This window comes from Bradyrhizobium sp. LA2.1, from assembly GCF_040547725.1.
Classification (GTDB): domain Bacteria; phylum Pseudomonadota; class Alphaproteobacteria; order Rhizobiales; family Xanthobacteraceae; genus Bradyrhizobium; species Bradyrhizobium barranii.
Map to the genome: position 1 here is coordinate 83021 of NZ_JBEPQI010000031.1, position 14134 is coordinate 97154.

The window sequence follows — 14134 nt, forward strand, 5'->3', positions numbered from 1 at the left end:
ACAGTCTTGTCGCCGGCTGTCTGCGCCCCGATCTGGGGAGAGACACCGCAAGATGGGAGAGCGCGATGGATGATCAGGCGATACTGGCGGCCCTTCAGCGCCATTGGGCTGCGTCGGACGCGAATGATTTCGAGGCCGAGCATGACATCTATCGTGAGGACGCCGTGCTCGACTATCCGCAGTCCGGCGAGCGCATCCGCGGCCGCAGGACGATACAGGAAAGCCGGTTCGTGCAGCCCAACAAGAAGCGCTTCACGGTCCGGCGGATCGTCGGCGGCGGCGATCTCTGGGTGAGCGAGTTCGTGCTGACCTACGACGGGGTGCCGTCCTATGTCGTCAGCATCATGGAATTCCGCGAAGGACTGGTGGCGCACGAGACACAGTATTTCGGCGAGAGGTTCGATCCCGCACCGTCGCGCGCGCATCTTGTCGAGGTCGTGAGGTGAGACGCGCGCTCCACACTCCGCTGTCATTCCCCGCGAAGGCGGGGAATCCAGTACGCCGCGGCTTCTCGATGAACCCCGGACGTCTCGGAGTACTGGATCGCCCGCCTGCGCGGGCGATGACAGCGAGGATAATCGCAGGTGCGTAGCCCGCACGACTGCTTAACCACATCCGGCAACACGGAACCCGATGCGGCGGCTGGTCGCACTCCGTTCGCCTTGATTCCGGCCCACCTATCTTTATCTCTGAAGCGAACAAGAATCCGGGCCCCTCTGGCGAGGACGCTGACAATGTCAGCAAAACCTCGCGATGTCGGATGACCTGTCCCGCGCGAATGCGATGGATCGGCCGATCGTCGGGCCTTATCGAGTTCTCTCCGACTCAATCGTCCCCATCGCAGCTCCGTGCGGCCATTTCGCAACGTAAGGGAGCTACGATGTCCGACGCCGCCACTTCAAATCCGACCGAGATCGAGATCACGGAACCGTCCAGGCTGAACGAGCAGGCTGCGGTCGCGTTGATCATTGCCGGCGCGCTCGTCGCCGTCGCCGACCGGCGCGTTTCGCCGGTCGAGCGCGACGAGGTGATCCGCTTCATCAGGGATCGCGGACTGGCGCCGCACATGAGTGACGACCGGCTGTTTGCGATTTTTGATGAACTGGCGGAACGGCTCGAGGAGCCCGACTTTGCCAATGTGGTGATCGACACGTTGCGTCCGGTCTCGGACCTGCCGCTGTCGGCTCATCTGATGGAACTGTCGGAGCGCGTCGCGGCTGCGGACGAGGACGTGCATCCCCATGAAGTGCAGGCGATCAAGCTGTTGCGCCTGCTGACGCTGGTGCTGCCGCGCGCAAAGCCGGTGGCGCCGGGCAGCGCAGGCACTGAACGGCGCGCCGCCACGCAGGAGTGAGCATGAGCACAGCATCGGACGAGCGGACGACAGGAAACCTGGTCACCACCCGCCAGATGGCCGGTGGCGACCCGCGTCTCGACAAGCTCGTCCGCCGCCTGCCGCCGCGTATGGGCGACACCGTCGCCTATCTGCTGAAACCGTCCAGCCGCTGGGTGAGGATCCCTTCGGGCGCGCTGCTCATCGTTGGCGGCGTGCTCTCCTTCCTGCCGGTGCTCGGAGTCTGGATGCTGCCGCTCGGCCTCGCACTGCTCGCCGAAGACGTCCCGGCGTTGCGCGCCTCGCGCTCCAAGGTCCTGGATTGGGTCGAGCGGAAGAAGCCGCAATGGCTCGATCCGTCTGCATCGAAAAATGATCAATCATGACTGAATTCATCACCGCCGACGCGCTGACCGCGCTGCTCCAGGTCATCCTGATCGACCTCGTGCTCGCCGGCGACAACGCCGTCGTCATCGGCCTTGCCGCCGCCGGCCTGCCGGCCGAGCAGCGTCGCCGCGCCATTGTCGTCGGCATCGTCGCAGCCACAGCCTTGCGGATCGTCTTCGCCGGCGTCGCGACCCAGCTCCTGCAGGTGATCGGCCTGCTGCTCGCCGGCGGCGTGCTGTTGCTATGGGTGTGCTGGAAGATGTGGCGCGAGCTGCGCGAGCAGTCCGCGCACACCGAGCTCGCGTTGAGCCACGGTGGCAGCGCGGGCAGCGCACCGGCGTCGCGCAAGACCTTCGGGCAGGCGGCGTTGCAGATCGTCGCCGCCGACGTCTCGATGTCGCTCGACAACGTGCTCGCGGTCGCAGGCGCCGCGCGCGAGCATCCCTACATCCTCGCGTTCGGACTGTTGCTGTCGGTCGCGATGATGGGCGTCGCCGCCGATCTGCTCGGCCGGGTGTTGCAGAAGCAGCGCTGGATCGCCTATGTCGGTCTCGCCATCATCGTTTACGTCGCCTTCGAGATGATCTATCGCGGTTCGCTCGAACTCGCGCCCGTCATCGCGAGTCTCTGAGGCGACAATTCCTGCCTGCAATCCGGAGTGATCCATGACGTCTGAACCCAAAGCACCTTCGGCGCACGCCGGGCCGCGACCGAAAATCGGCCCATTCGCCCAGCTCATCTTTGGCTCGCGCTGGCTGCAAGTGCCGCTCTATGTCGGCCTCATCGTCGCGCAGGGCGTCTATGTGCTGCTGTTCCTGAAAGAGCTCTGGCACCTGGTCGCGCACTCGTTCGACGCCAGCGAGCAGCAGATCATGCTGGTCGTGCTCGGACTGATCGACGTCGTCATGATCTCGAACCTGCTGGTCATGGTGATCGTCGGCGGCTACGAGACCTTCGTCTCGCGCCTGAACCTGAACGGCCATCCGGACGAGCCGGAATGGCTGAGCCACGTCAACGCCAGCGTGCTGAAGATCAAGCTCGCGATGGCGATCATCGGCATTTCCTCGATCTCGTTGCTCAGGACCTTCATCGAGGCCGGCAATCTCGGCACCACGCGCAGCAATTTCACCGAGTCCGGCGTGATGTGGCAGGTGCTGATCCACCTGACCTTCATCATTTCCGCAATCGGTATCGCCTGGGTCGACCGCATCAGCGAGAGCGGGCACCGCAAGCAGAACGGTCACGCCTGAGGGGCGATCCGCACTCTCAGGCGCCGATGGCCAGATGCAACGGACGCCGTCCGCGTGCCAGCGTCTCGGACGGCGCTTCGCCGAAGGCCAGTCTGTAGCTCCTTGAGAAGTCGCCCAGGTGCCAGAAGCCGTTGCCGAGCGCGGCGGCCTTGACGGTCAAGCCATCGCCCCCGGTCATGAGCTGGACGCGAACGGCCCACAACCGTTTGAGGCGCAGATAGTGGTGCAGGCTCACGCCGTGCACCGCGTGCGTCGCGACCTGGAGCGTGCGCACGGACACGCCGAGCGCGGCGGCGAGGTCGTCGCTGTAGAGCGGCTTGCTGCCGAACAGCGCAACGACGTCGTCGAGATGCGCGATCAGCTTGCGGTGCTTGTCGAATGAACCGGGGCGGGCGCTGCGTGCGCCTGCCGGCAGCAGGGTGGCGTCGAGGCCGGCGAGCAGCGTTTCCTGGATCGGGCGGTAGAGCGCCTCGAATTGCCGGGGATCGTTGCATGCCGACGCCAGCGAGAACATCTCCACGATAGCCGCGCGCAGGCGCGTCATCGGATCGTCCTGCGTGCGGACATAGGCGAGGCCGGTGTCGAAATCCGCCCAGCCGCGATGGCGCATGTCCGAGTTGAAGCGCAGCATCAGGTAAGTGTTGGGGTGATGCTCGATCGCCTTGACGGGGGCTTTGCCGCGCATGACGGCGATCATCGAACTATCGACCTCGCGGCCATTGGCGATGGAGTGAAAGGTGAGGGGAACAACGAGGCCGACGCCATTGTCCGTGCCGATCTCGGCCTCAAACCGCCGTGCAAAGGAGCGCTGGAGCACGAAGAGCCCGTCGCGGAGCGGCAGGATGGCGCGAGACAACGAGAATTCCCGCGGACGGAGCGGCGTGCTGGTGCCGAGTCCGAGCACCTCGTTGGCGCGAAACTCGTCGAAGTCCGAGAAGCGCTCGACGCTGAGGACACGCGATGGCTTTAGCCGACGGACCGGCATTTTGGGAACCCAGGGCATGTCGAGGTGAGCGGGTTGAATCCGCACAAGCGTATCAGAGGCCCGACCGTCGGCCATATTCCGGGAAACTACTGCCTGCGCGGCGGCGACAGGGGAAGTCGGCGCGATGCTGTGAGGACTCCACGGACAAGTACGCGAGTCCGGCAGGCTCAGATCGTTCACTTCAGAATTTCGCACACCGTAGGATGTGATCCGACGTCAAGCCGCGCGTTGCTTGTGGAGATGCTGCGCCACCACGCCTCCAGCGCGCCGCGCTCGCAGCCGAGCCTGACGCTCATGCCGCCGGCGAACTTGATCCAGTCGGCGAAATGGTCTCTGCCAACCGCGATCACCACGGGAATGTCGGCGTCGAGCGCGCGTCCGATCAGATGGGACAGGCCCTTGCCGTCGCGCTCGCGCTTGCCGAAGCGGTTGATGATGACGAGATCGGCGCCATGCGAGAGGGCGTCCGCGATCCGCATCCCCGCATTTTGCAGCCGCGCGAGATCGAGACGGCAGCCGCGCGCGGCCGGATCGAAATCCTGCGCGAGCGGAAGCGTCTCGCCGCTGTGAAGCAGCACGGCCGACAGGCTCGAATCCGCGCATTGGCCGGCCTGAACCATGCCGACGACGCGACAGCCACGCGCATTCAGATCCGCCGCGAAGCTGCGCAGGACCGCGTCGGGGTCCTGATGCGCCTCGTAGACGAGGGCGGCGAGGTCGCATTGCGCATCGAACATGGTCGGCCTCCGTTTGACGGCAAAGAATTGGGGCCGCGACGTTTCCGCCGCGGCCCCGGTTTTCCGATCAGGCCGCCGGCGGGCCGTTGATAATCTGGAGCTGGGTGAATTCGGCGAGACCTTCCTCGGCGAACTCTGTACCGATGCCCGATTGCTTGGCGCCACCGAACGGGATGTGCGGGGCCATGTCGAGGTGCTTGTTGATCCAGACCGTGCCGGACTCGAGCTGCGTTGCGACCTCGTGCGCGCGCTTGATGTCGGACGACCAGACCGACGCGCCGAGGCCGTAGGTGGTGGCGTTGGCGCGGCGGATCGCATCGTTCTTGTCGGAGTACTTGATAAGCGGCAGCACCGGGCCGAACTGCTCCTCGTCGACCAGTTTCGAGCCTTCCTGGATGTCGCGCACGATGGTCGGCTCGATGAAATAGCCGGGACGGTCCATCGCCGAACCGCCGGCGACCACCTTGCCGTTCTTGCGCGCGTCCTCGAGGAACGTCTTCACCTTCTCGTACTGCATCTTGTTCTGCAGCGGTCCGAGCTTGGTGCCCTGCTTGGCGCCGTCGTCGACCACCGTGCTCTTGGCGATCGCGACCAGCTCGTTGCAGAGCTCGTCATAGACGGACTCGTGGACGTAGAGCCGCTTGATGGCGAGGCAGACCTGGCCGGAGTTCTGGAACGCGCCCTCGAAGATGCCGGGAGCGACCTTCTTCGGGTCGACATCGTCGAGCACGATACCGGCGTCGTTGCCGCCTAGCTCGAGCGTGATGCGCTTGAGCGTCTGCGCCGCGCTCGCCATCACCTTCTGCCCCGTGGCGGAAGAGCCGGTGAACGAGATCTTGCGGATATCAGGATGCTTGCTCATCTCGCCGCCGAGGTCGTTGGCGTCGGTGATGAAGTTGAGAACGCCCTTCGGCAGGACGTCCTTGATCAGCTCGGCGAAGCGCAGCGTCGCGAGCGGCGTGGTCGGCGCCGGCTTCACCACCAGCGTGTTGCCGGCGAGCAGCGCCGACGGCAGCTTGAAGCTGAGGATCAGGAGCGGATAGTTCCAGGGAATGATGGCGCCGACGACGCCGAGCGGGCGGCGATAGGCTTCCACCTTGCGGTCACCGGAATCCTCGATCACCTTCATCGGCAGTTCGAGCGAGCTGAGGTAGCGGAAGAACGCGGCCATGCCGAGGACCTCGCCGGTGGCGTCGCCAAGCGGCTTGCCTTGCTCGCTGGTGAGGATGTGGGAGAGCTCGCCCGAATTGGCCTCGATCACGTCGGCCATCTTGTTCACGAGCTTGCGGCGTTCCGCCATCGGGGTCGCGGCCCAGGCCGGGAAGGCGGCCTTCGCCGCGGCGACGGCGGCGTCAAGCTGCGCCTTCGAGGCACGCGGGCACTGCGCCAGCACCTCTTCGGTCGCGGGATTGAGAACCGGCATGGTCTGGTCGCCGGGCACCATCTTGCCGTCGATGAGAAGATTGTAGTCACTCATTGGCTTTGCGCTCCCTTGCAGAAACGGGCCGTTCGGGGCCTCGTTATATCGAACTATATATCACGACTTTGCCGAACCGGCCATGGCGGCCGGTTCGATCAATTCCAGAAAAGCAGGGCTGGACGCGGGTGGACATATCGATATATCGTGATGAATATAGCGAACCGCGTTCCGGGACTGACGATGGAAATCAAGGTGAGGCAGCTCACGACCTGCGAGGTGGCGTCCGACGGCGGCGCGATCTCGCTGGGCTTCGAGGATCTGGCGGGCAACCCCGCCGCGGTCAGCGTCTCGCTCAACCAGGTCGGCGCCCTCATCATGACGCTGCCCGGGCTGCTCGAGGCGGCGCTGAAGGCCCGCTACGGCGACCAGAGCCTGCGCTACGCCTATCCGCTGGCGTCTTGGGCGATCGAGCAGGCGACCGATACGACCCAGCGCATCATCACGCTTCAGACCGAGGACGGCTTCAAGGTGCGCTTCTCGATCCCGAAAGCCGAGCAGAGCCTGCTCGGCGAAGCGCTGACCCAGCCGATGCCGGGAATGTCGGTGCGGCCGAACTAGCGGCTTGGGCCAAAGGCGTAAACAAAACACCGCCTAAGAATGGAATTGCCGATTGGGCCGGTCGAGCGCCGGAAATGTTGCACGCCTCGAATGAACTAGAGAATCGCTTTGCCTGTTCGCCAGCCTAAAGTTGCGGGCGGGCAGAGGTGGCAAGCGATGAGCGATGTTCGAACGGGTTTCCTGGACGCTATCGGCAACACGCCATTGATCAGGCTGCGAATGCCGTCGGAGGCCACGGGTTGCGAGATCTATGGCAAGGCCGAATTTCTCAATCCCGGCGGCTCGATCAAGGATCGCGCGGCGCTGGCCATGATCAACGATGCCGAACGATGCGGCAAGCTTGGGCCAGGAGGCGTCATCGTCGAAGGAACAGCCGGCAATGTCGGAATCGGCATAGCGCTCGTGGCGAATGCACGCGGCTATCGAAGCGTGATCGTGATGCCTGACACGCAAAGTCAGGAGAAAAAGGACATGTTGCGGTTGTGCGGTGCCGACCTGCGCCTGGTACCTGCCGTACCTTATTCCAATCCGGGTCATTACGCGCGCTATTCCGGCCAGCTCGCCGAGGAGCTCGGTGCGTTCTGGGCCAATCAGTTCGATAATGTCGCCAATCGGGAGGGGCACTATCGCACGACCGGTCCCGAGATTTGGCAGCAGACGGCTGGAAGAATCGACGGCTTCACATGTGCCGTCGGGAGCGGCGGTACCTTGGGTGGGATCGCGCGGGCCCTCAAGGAGCGAAATCCCGGCATCAAGATTGCGCTCAGCGATCCCATGGGGGCCGCTCTCTACAATTGGTTCACCAAAGGCGAGCTGACGGCAGAGGGAGACTCCATCACCGAAGGGATCGGGCAAGTCCGTGTCACCCGGAATCTCGAAGGCACCCCCATCGATACGGCATATCAGATTACGGACGAGGAAGCCTTGCCTGTCCTGTTCGACCTGATCGAGCACGAAGGGCTGGTGCTGGGTGGCTCAAGCGCGATCAATATCGTTGGAGCCATGCGACTTGCGCGCGACCTCGGTCCAGGCAAAACCATCGTGACCATCCTCGCGGATGGCGGACAGCGCTATCAATCCAAGCTGTTCAACCCGGAATTCCTGCGCAAGAAAAATCTGCCTCTGCCACGCTGGATGCGCTAGCGAGCCGCCAGGATGCGCGCCCGTCCGTTCACGATTTCCGCGAACGGCCGATGTCGCTCTTGAGCGCTTCCAGCTCCTTGTGCACGGCGCGCGCGGCGTCGCGTTCGATCTTGCGGTAGCGAGCAACAAGTTTCTCGCCGAAGGGCGTGAGCATCGCGCCGCCGCCGTTCTTGCCGCCGGCCTGCGGCTCGACCACCGGATGTCCGCAAATGCGGTTGATCTCGTCGACGAGGTCCCAGGCGCGCTTGTAGGACATGTCCATGGCGCGGCCGGCCGCCGAGATCGAGCCTTGCTCGCGGATCTGCTCCAAAAGCTCGATCTTGCCGGGCCCGATCCGATCCTCGCCGTCGAGGTCGATGCGAAGGCTCAGCTGGGGGAGGGATTTGGCGCTCACGCGCGGCATGACGGGGTCTCTTGGGCTCTGCCTCGCGAGATTGCCACTCTTGCCCGTCGCGGACAAGGTGAGGGCGCCCGATTTCCCAGAAGATGGACCTTTGTCGAGGTCCGCAGAGCACGGGCTTTAGCCCGTGCCCTGATCGCTGCATCTTATTCCGCGGGGCTTCCGACCACCGCGCCCTGACTGACGTCCTCGCGGGCGAGGATCATCAAAAGGCCGACGATGATGAGCTCGACCACCGCGAAAGCAATGAAGGCGCCGGTGAACGAGCCGGCCGAGGCGTTGATGATGGCGCCCATCATCCAGGGCGCCACGAAGGCCGAGAAGATGCCAAATACCTCGGCGTATCCAATCGCGGCCGGTGCGAGCGCGTCGGAGTATTTTTCGCTGAGCAGGGCGAAGATAGCGCCGCCGCCGAGCAGGGCGATACCGCTGAGTGCTGCAAACAGCACCAGCATCGAGAACGACATCGGTGTGACCACGCTCCACAGGAACATCAGCGCGGTCAGGAAAGCGAGACATGCGGTGAGTTTGATCATGAAGGGCTTGCCGAGCCTATCGGACATGTAGCCGCCAATCACCAGGAAGAGCACCTGCGACAACCCCATGACGGTGCCGATGACAGCGCCGGCTTCCGGCGGCATGTGCTGTACTGTGATGAAGGCCGGCACCACCCAGGTGGCGGTGCCGGCGATCGCGAAGGTGCAGGCCACGATGCCGAAGCCGCCGACCGCGATCCATTTCGAGCGGAAGATCTCGCCGAGCGGCAGGTGCTCCTGCGGTGTTTCGTTGCCCCAGGTGAAACCGTCGATGCCGAGCTCGCGCGGATCGTTGCGGACGACGAGTGCGTCGACGGCTGCAACGAGCAGCGTGCCGATTGCCAGCACGGCGAAGAAGGTCCGCCAACCGGTCGCAATCGTCAGGGGAATGCCGAGCGCGAAATCCATAGTGATGGCGAGGCTGTAGGCGGCGAGGATGATGCCTACCACCGAGCCACGCCGACTTTGCGGAAACCAGCCGAAGATCAGCTTCATGTTGCCGATGAAGATGCCGGCGTCGAAGAAGCCGATCACGAGCCGGAGCATCACGAGCTGTGTGTAGCTTTGTACGAACACCTGGAGCACCATGCCGATACCAGTGCCCGCAAGCCCGATCAGCAGCATGTTGCGCGCTGTCATCGACCGGCTGACCGGAGACCACACCACCATGCCGATACCGTAGGTCAGCGCAAAGATGCCTTGCGCAAGCCCGGCCTCGGCGGGATTGAGCTTGAGGCTCTCGGAGACGAAGGGCAGTACGGCCGCGAACGCATACCAGTCGGCGGCGAGAAAGATCTCGCAGAGGATGGCGAGCGCCAGCATGCCTTTTTGCCACCGGGCTATCCGACGGCGGTCGTTCTCGGAGATGGACGTCCAAGTTGTTGTCAGCATGGTCATCATCGGTTCTCGCGGTTTGCGTGTCGACGGAATCGGCGTGGCCTTAGGCGGGCGGCGGCAGGAAGTTGACCTCGTGTTCGGCGGCACGTCGCACGACCTCCTGCGGATCGGGGAGATTGTGGATGCGCTCGAACAGCTCTTTCAGCGACCGCGTCGGTGCGACCCAGAACAGGCTGGTGGCGGTTTCGCCCGACTTGTTGAAAATACCGTGGGGGATGCCCTTGGGCATGCGGACGAGGTCGCCGGCCTTGGCGACAAAGTCCTTGCCGTCGAGCCAGAGGTCGTAGCGGCCGCTCAGCACATAGACGAATTCATCCTGGGTCGGATGCACGTGCGGCGGCACGAAGGTGCCATCCGGAAACACTGCATGCCAGGCCATCGATGCCTCGGAGTGCTGCTTCAGCGTGTAGGTCTGGCCCAGAATGTTCCAGATGACGTTGCCAAAGCCTTCTTTGGCAGGGGTCACGCCCGGAGGCATCTCGATCATGGTGGTGTCCTCTGTTGTGTGCGGGATCAATCGATGAGAAAATCGGTGACGTAGTGTGCGGAAGACGGCGTTTCCTCGAACACGAGATGACCGGTCGCCGGCACCAGCGTCACGCGTGCGTCGGGGAGCCCTGCTTTCCAGGCATCTGCCTGGGCGGTCGGGCGCAAACGATCTGCGGCCCCCCACAGCACCAGCGTCGGCATCGTGATCCGATGCAGCCAGTGCGCGAGCTTGGGATTGCCCTGCGGTTCGCTGCGGATCAGCTTGGCAAAGCCCGTGACCTCGCGTCCAAGCCGGGCGTCGAAGGCCGGATCGGGCGCCTTGGGAAAGTAACGGAGTGCCGCGGCCGGATCGTGCGCGAGATAGGCTGGCAGTTCTTGCGGTGCGATCTCGAACAATCCGGGCGCAGGCGCGCTTCCGACCACAAGACCGGCGGGCGCAACCAGCACCAGCTTGCGGACCCGATGCGGCTGACGGATCGCGAACTCCGCGGCAAGCCATCCGCCGAGGGAGAACCCGGCGAGGTCGAACTGCTCAAGGCCAAGCTTGTCGAACAGATCCATGTAGTGAAGGACGTGATCCTCGACGGTGTCGACCGTCTCGGCGTCGCCGGAATCGCCAAAGCCCGCATGATAGGGGATGATGACCGTGTGCCGCTTCGCCCAATCGCGCGCCATCTCGAAGCCGGTGAAGGTGCCGGTGCCGTGCAGGAACACCAGCACCGGGCCGCTTCCGATGCTGTGAACGACGGTCCGCACGCGGTTGATCGTATGTTCCGCGCGGGAGAAGCCGGTGAGATCGGGCGAGGGTTTGACGGTATCAAGCATGGTCATCTCCGGTTGAAGGCGGCAGAGCCGGGCGTTGGTGAGTCATGCGGCGGCTTCCTGGCGACCGCTGAGAAGTGAGGCGAATTGTTCGACGGCGTTGGCGAGCCGCGCGGCTGTCATTGGTGCGAGCGGCTCGCCCGGTACGATCTCGCCGCTGCTGGCGTAGATCGCCGTCGAAACGGTGCAGGCTTCGAAGAAGCCGAACAGCGGGCGGAGCTGGTGCTCGACCACCAGCGAGTGGCGCAGGCCGCCGCCGACCGCGGTCAGCAGCACCGGGCGATTGCGCAGCACGCTGGGTTCGATCAAGTCGAATACGTGCTTGAACAATCCGGGATAGGAGCCCTGGAACACCGGGCATCCGATCACGAGACCGTCGGCCTGTTCGATGGCCTCGACGACGGCGCGCGCGTTGTCATCGAGTGCGGTCCGGGTGAAGCCGGCGATGCCGCAACCGGCATCGACAAGATCGAGGACGGTGGTCTTCAGTCCATGCTGCGCCTGAAGATCGGCGGCGACGGCTTCCACCAGCATGCGCGACTTCGCCGGGCGCCAACTATTGCCGCAGAAGCCAACGATGCGGGATGTCCTCACCTCGACGCCCTCGTGTCTGGTCGCTTGCTCAGCCCGTCACCCCGAAGACCGTCCATTGCGCACCGGGGCCGGGGAGGCCGAGCAGCGCACGGCCGCACTCTTCGACGATCTGGTCGGCCATCAGGATGTGCTGCGTGCCCGAATGGATGTCGCGATAGAACCGCTGCATCGGCGTGTTGTGTAGCGAGGCGCCGCGGGCGGCGCGATGCGCGAAGGTGGCGACGTCCGACAGAACGTCGTGGACGTGGCGCAATGACAGCTTGATCATCGTCATCTGCTCCAGCGACGGACTTTCACCGCCGGCACAAGTCTCCGAGACGTCCTTCCAGGTTTCGTGGACCAACGCACGTGCTGCGCGGAAACGAGCTTCGGCCTGCGCGAACTGGAACTTGAAGCTCGCGCTGTCGCGCGACTTGCCGAATGGATCCTGGCGCTGGACGATCACCTTGACGAGTTCGTCGAGCATGCGGCGGCCGACACCGACGGCCCAGGCGGAATGCGCCCAGGCGCTGTAGCCTGCCAGCCCCAGTGCACCCTGCACACCACCTCGGCGCGGCGCGCCAATGTCAAAATCGTAGGTCATGTGCGTGGGCACGAACAACTCGTCGCCCTCGCTCAAAGTGTAGTCGAAACTTCCCGTCGCGCGCAGGCCGAGCACGTCCCAATTGCCCATCAACTTGATGGTCGCGCGCGGATGGTGGGTGACGACGATCTTGGGCTGGCCGTTCGGGCCGAACACCATGTCCTTGCCGGATGCGTCGGTGACGAAGCAGCCTGAATGGACCCACTCGGCGTGCTGAATGCCGCTGCCATAGGCCCAGTTGCCGCGGATCATGTAACCGCCATCGACCGGTCGGGCGAAGCCGCGCGGCACGCCGTTGCCGGCAATCGTAATGTCAGGCCCGCCCGCGAAGACTTTCTTGATACCCTCGTCCTCGATGTAGATGGCGAGCGTCGTGCCTTCCATGTTGTTGCCGATGACGCACCAGCCGGCGGAGGCGTGAGCGTACGCGAGCCGCTCGATCACGGTCATGGCGTCGTAAGGCAGAAGCTCGGCGCCGCCGACCTCCTTCGGGAACAGCATGGTGTAGATGCCGGCGTTGCGCAGCGCCGCTACCACATCGTCAGTCAGATAGCCCTGTGTCTCAGCCTCCGCGGCCCTGGATTCGACCAGCGGTAGCAGCGCGTCGAGGCGCGCATGGAACTCGGCCACCGTCGGGGTCGCGGAAGGCTTTACTGCGAGTTGCACGGAAGGGCTCATGGTCGGTGTCTCCACGTCGGGCTGTTGGTTCTTCGCGCAACGCTGCTGGACGCGAAGATCTGGGTCGGGCGGAACAGACGCCGGTCGCGGGCAAGACTCCGCCCACACGCGCCAACGACTGTTGGTGCGCGCGACGAACGGCTCGCGTTGGTGTCGAAATGTCCCCGTCGGAACCCGCGAACGTCGTTACGCGATCCCGATGGCCAGGATGCTAGAGATGAGGCGGCTAAAGCAGCAATCCCCCATCATGGGGGGTGTTGGCCATGCTGCTCTGCCGCAAAGCTGGGCCGGGAGAGCAGTGTTTTGCCGCTTCTTTTCGCTTGACCAAAGATCAGGCAAGGCAGAAATTTTAAGCCTATAACAATCGGCAATGACGCGCGTGTGTCCGAGGGCATGGCGCGTTCGCGCGAGGAGTGGCGGTGAGAGCCGAGCAGGAGCATTTGGATGGTCTGCCCGAGCGCCAGCTCGCAGATCGGCTGATGTCCATCGCCGAGAGCCGCTCGGTGCGCGCGCTTGGCATTGCCTGCTGCTCGGCGATCACGGAATTGACGGGATCGCCGACCGTCGGCCTCTATTTGCTCGACGGGCTCGAACCGGAACTGGTCTACAGCCGGCACGTCGCAGAAGGCCTGCTCGACAATTACAGGGCCGGCTTCTGGAAGCGCGACCCCGTGCTCGACTGCATCATGACCCAAGGCCGCGCGGTCGACGGCGAAACGGTGATCGGTCCGCAGCAATGGCGGCACAGTCCGTCCTTCGAGATGCTGCACGAGTGGGGCTTTGCATACAACATGGGCGGCCCGTTGTGGTGCGGGCAGAAGATCGTCGGCGTGCTGTTTACGGCGACGACTGATACGGACGCGCCGTACACGATGCGGTCGCGGCAGCGCATGGAGATGCTGTGTCGGGCCGGCTCGCTCGCTTTGACCAACATGACGAACGCGGGCGCGATCGACGCCCATCCTGCCGCAATCCGGGTCCCCGAGCCGGCAGCGACGCCGGTGGCGACGCTCTCGGCATCGCTTCCGCCACGATCCGCGGACGTCGCCATCCGGGTCTGCCGCGGCCAGACCAACAAGGAAATCGCCCGCGAGATGGGGATTTCCGATCAGACCGTGAAGGAGCACGTCGCGAACCTGTGCCGACGCTTCGGCGTGCACAACCGCACCGAGCTTGCGGCCTGCCTGCTGAGTCCGAGCGCTCGGCAATAAGGTGCCGCGCCGGGTCAGATGTGGTTGACGATCAGCTTGAGTGAGCCAACG

The 14134-nt window shown here is 64.3% G+C and carries 17 protein-coding genes; 8 read left to right on the top strand and 9 right to left on the bottom strand.

Annotated features, from left to right (window positions below):
• The first annotated feature begins 65 nt into the window (after positions 1-65).
• From ABIB95_RS40370 to ABIB95_RS40390, 5 genes are all read left to right on the top strand, one after another.
• Complete coding sequence (locus ABIB95_RS40370) at positions 66-446, top strand: nuclear transport factor 2 family protein (RefSeq protein ID WP_208071012.1); 381 nt, start codon at positions 66-68, stop codon at positions 444-446.
• A 434-nt stretch (positions 447-880) separates the two neighbouring features.
• Positions 881-1354 (top strand): TerB family tellurite resistance protein, encoded by a 474-nt coding sequence (locus tag ABIB95_RS40375; RefSeq protein WP_354248244.1) that lies wholly within the window; start codon positions 881-883, stop codon positions 1352-1354.
• A gap of 2 nt (positions 1355-1356) precedes the next feature.
• A complete protein-coding gene (locus tag ABIB95_RS40380) occupies positions 1357-1719 on the top strand; it encodes a hypothetical protein (protein WP_354248246.1) in 363 nt (120 codons plus the stop codon).
• Positions 1716-2351, top strand: a complete 636-nt coding sequence (locus tag ABIB95_RS40385; RefSeq protein WP_354248248.1) for a TerC family protein — start codon at positions 1716-1718, stop codon at positions 2349-2351. Before ABIB95_RS40380 ends, ABIB95_RS40385 begins: the two co-directional genes overlap by 4 nt.
• Positions 2352-2385: 34 nt before the next feature.
• Positions 2386-2970, top strand: coding sequence for a TIGR00645 family protein (locus ABIB95_RS40390; RefSeq protein ID WP_354248250.1), 585 nt, complete (start codon positions 2386-2388; stop codon positions 2968-2970).
• 16 nt (positions 2971-2986) lie between these two features.
• Here the strand turns inward: ABIB95_RS40390 and ABIB95_RS40395 are convergent, their stop codons facing one another.
• The 3 genes from ABIB95_RS40395 to ABIB95_RS40405 all read right to left on the bottom strand — a co-directional run bounded on the left by ABIB95_RS40395 (position 2987) and on the right by ABIB95_RS40405 (position 6169).
• The gene (locus ABIB95_RS40395; RefSeq protein ID WP_354248252.1) at positions 2987-3955 is read right to left on the bottom strand and encodes a helix-turn-helix domain-containing protein; all 969 of its coding nucleotides are present in this window, start codon (positions 3953-3955) and stop codon (positions 2987-2989) included.
• A 176-nt stretch (positions 3956-4131) separates the two neighbouring features.
• Positions 4132-4692: a DUF2478 domain-containing protein gene (locus ABIB95_RS40400; protein ID WP_354248254.1), complete on the bottom strand. Its 561-nt coding sequence runs from the start codon at positions 4690-4692 to the stop codon at positions 4132-4134.
• Positions 4693-4759: 67 nt separating this feature from the next.
• Positions 4760-6169: an aldehyde dehydrogenase family protein gene (locus tag ABIB95_RS40405; RefSeq protein WP_354248256.1), complete on the bottom strand. Its 1410-nt coding sequence runs from the start codon at positions 6167-6169 to the stop codon at positions 4760-4762.
• A 183-nt stretch (positions 6170-6352) separates the two neighbouring features.
• Here ABIB95_RS40405 and ABIB95_RS40410 point away from each other — a divergent pair, with 183 nt between their 5' ends.
• Positions 6353-6730, top strand: coding sequence for a hypothetical protein (locus ABIB95_RS40410; RefSeq protein WP_354248294.1), 378 nt, complete (start codon positions 6353-6355; stop codon positions 6728-6730).
• A 156-nt stretch (positions 6731-6886) separates the two neighbouring features.
• Positions 6887-7873: a cysteine synthase A gene (locus tag ABIB95_RS40415; RefSeq protein ID WP_354248296.1), complete on the top strand. Its 987-nt coding sequence runs from the start codon at positions 6887-6889 to the stop codon at positions 7871-7873.
• Between the two features lie 28 nt (positions 7874-7901).
• Here the strand turns inward: ABIB95_RS40415 and ABIB95_RS40420 are convergent, their stop codons facing one another.
• The 6 genes from ABIB95_RS40420 to ABIB95_RS40445 form a co-directional block, all read right to left on the bottom strand.
• Complete coding sequence (locus ABIB95_RS40420; RefSeq protein ID WP_354248258.1) at positions 7902-8276, bottom strand: winged helix-turn-helix domain-containing protein; 375 nt, start codon at positions 8274-8276, stop codon at positions 7902-7904.
• A gap of 143 nt (positions 8277-8419) precedes the next feature.
• Positions 8420-9631 (bottom strand): MFS transporter, encoded by a 1212-nt coding sequence (locus tag ABIB95_RS40425; RefSeq protein WP_166094212.1) that lies wholly within the window; start codon positions 9629-9631, stop codon positions 8420-8422.
• A gap of 118 nt (positions 9632-9749) precedes the next feature.
• Positions 9750-10193 (bottom strand): cupin domain-containing protein, encoded by a 444-nt coding sequence (locus tag ABIB95_RS40430; protein ID WP_028159377.1) that lies wholly within the window; start codon positions 10191-10193, stop codon positions 9750-9752.
• Positions 10194-10219: 26 nt separating this feature from the next.
• Complete coding sequence (locus tag ABIB95_RS40435; protein WP_354248261.1) at positions 10220-11020, bottom strand: alpha/beta fold hydrolase; 801 nt, start codon at positions 11018-11020, stop codon at positions 10220-10222.
• A 42-nt stretch (positions 11021-11062) separates the two neighbouring features.
• Positions 11063-11611, bottom strand: a complete 549-nt coding sequence (locus tag ABIB95_RS40440) for an NAD(P)H-dependent oxidoreductase (RefSeq protein WP_071915146.1) — start codon at positions 11609-11611, stop codon at positions 11063-11065.
• 28 nt (positions 11612-11639) lie between these two features.
• Positions 11640-12872 carry an acyl-CoA dehydrogenase family protein gene (locus ABIB95_RS40445; protein WP_354248264.1) on the bottom strand — a complete coding sequence of 411 codons (1233 nt, stop codon included), beginning with the start codon at positions 12870-12872 and terminating at the stop codon, positions 11640-11642.
• A 419-nt stretch (positions 12873-13291) separates the two neighbouring features.
• On the opposite strand from ABIB95_RS40445, the gene ABIB95_RS40450 reads away from it, so the two are divergent.
• The gene (locus tag ABIB95_RS40450; protein ID WP_155795275.1) at positions 13292-14083 is read left to right on the top strand and encodes a response regulator transcription factor; all 792 of its coding nucleotides are present in this window, start codon (positions 13292-13294) and stop codon (positions 14081-14083) included.
• Positions 14084-14134: the final 51 nt, after the last annotated feature.

What these genes read in the sequence shown, in the direction of transcription:
- ABIB95_RS40370 (WP_208071012.1), top strand. Translation starts at nt 66, where the DNA reads ATGGATGATCAGGCGATACTGGCGGCCCTTCAGCGCCATTGGGCTGCG.
- ABIB95_RS40375 (WP_354248244.1), top strand. Translation starts at nt 881, where the DNA reads ATGTCCGACGCCGCCACTTCAAATCCGACCGAGATCGAGATCACGGAA.
- ABIB95_RS40380 (WP_354248246.1), top strand. Translation starts at nt 1,357, where the DNA reads ATGAGCACAGCATCGGACGAGCGGACGACAGGAAACCTGGTCACCACC.
- ABIB95_RS40385 (WP_354248248.1), top strand. Translation starts at nt 1,716, where the DNA reads ATGACTGAATTCATCACCGCCGACGCGCTGACCGCGCTGCTCCAGGTC.
- ABIB95_RS40390 (WP_354248250.1), top strand. Translation starts at nt 2,386, where the DNA reads ATGACGTCTGAACCCAAAGCACCTTCGGCGCACGCCGGGCCGCGACCG.
- ABIB95_RS40395 (WP_354248252.1), bottom strand. Translation starts at nt 3,955, where the DNA reads ATGCCGGTCCGTCGGCTAAAGCCATCGCGTGTCCTCAGCGTCGAGCGC.
- ABIB95_RS40400 (WP_354248254.1), bottom strand. Translation starts at nt 4,692, where the DNA reads ATGTTCGATGCGCAATGCGACCTCGCCGCCCTCGTCTACGAGGCGCAT.
- ABIB95_RS40405 (WP_354248256.1), bottom strand. Translation starts at nt 6,169, where the DNA reads ATGAGTGACTACAATCTTCTCATCGACGGCAAGATGGTGCCCGGCGAC.
- ABIB95_RS40410 (WP_354248294.1), top strand. Translation starts at nt 6,353, where the DNA reads ATGGAAATCAAGGTGAGGCAGCTCACGACCTGCGAGGTGGCGTCCGAC.
- ABIB95_RS40415 (WP_354248296.1), top strand. Translation starts at nt 6,887, where the DNA reads ATGAGCGATGTTCGAACGGGTTTCCTGGACGCTATCGGCAACACGCCA.
- ABIB95_RS40420 (WP_354248258.1), bottom strand. Translation starts at nt 8,276, where the DNA reads ATGCCGCGCGTGAGCGCCAAATCCCTCCCCCAGCTGAGCCTTCGCATC.
- ABIB95_RS40425 (WP_166094212.1), bottom strand. Translation starts at nt 9,631, where the DNA reads ATGCTGGCGCTCGCCATCCTCTGCGAGATCTTTCTCGCCGCCGACTGG.
- ABIB95_RS40430 (WP_028159377.1), bottom strand. Translation starts at nt 10,193, where the DNA reads ATGATCGAGATGCCTCCGGGCGTGACCCCTGCCAAAGAAGGCTTTGGC.
- ABIB95_RS40435 (WP_354248261.1), bottom strand. Translation starts at nt 11,020, where the DNA reads ATGCTTGATACCGTCAAACCCTCGCCCGATCTCACCGGCTTCTCCCGC.
- ABIB95_RS40445 (WP_354248264.1), bottom strand. Translation starts at nt 12,872, where the DNA reads ATGAGCCCTTCCGTGCAACTCGCAGTAAAGCCTTCCGCGACCCCGACG.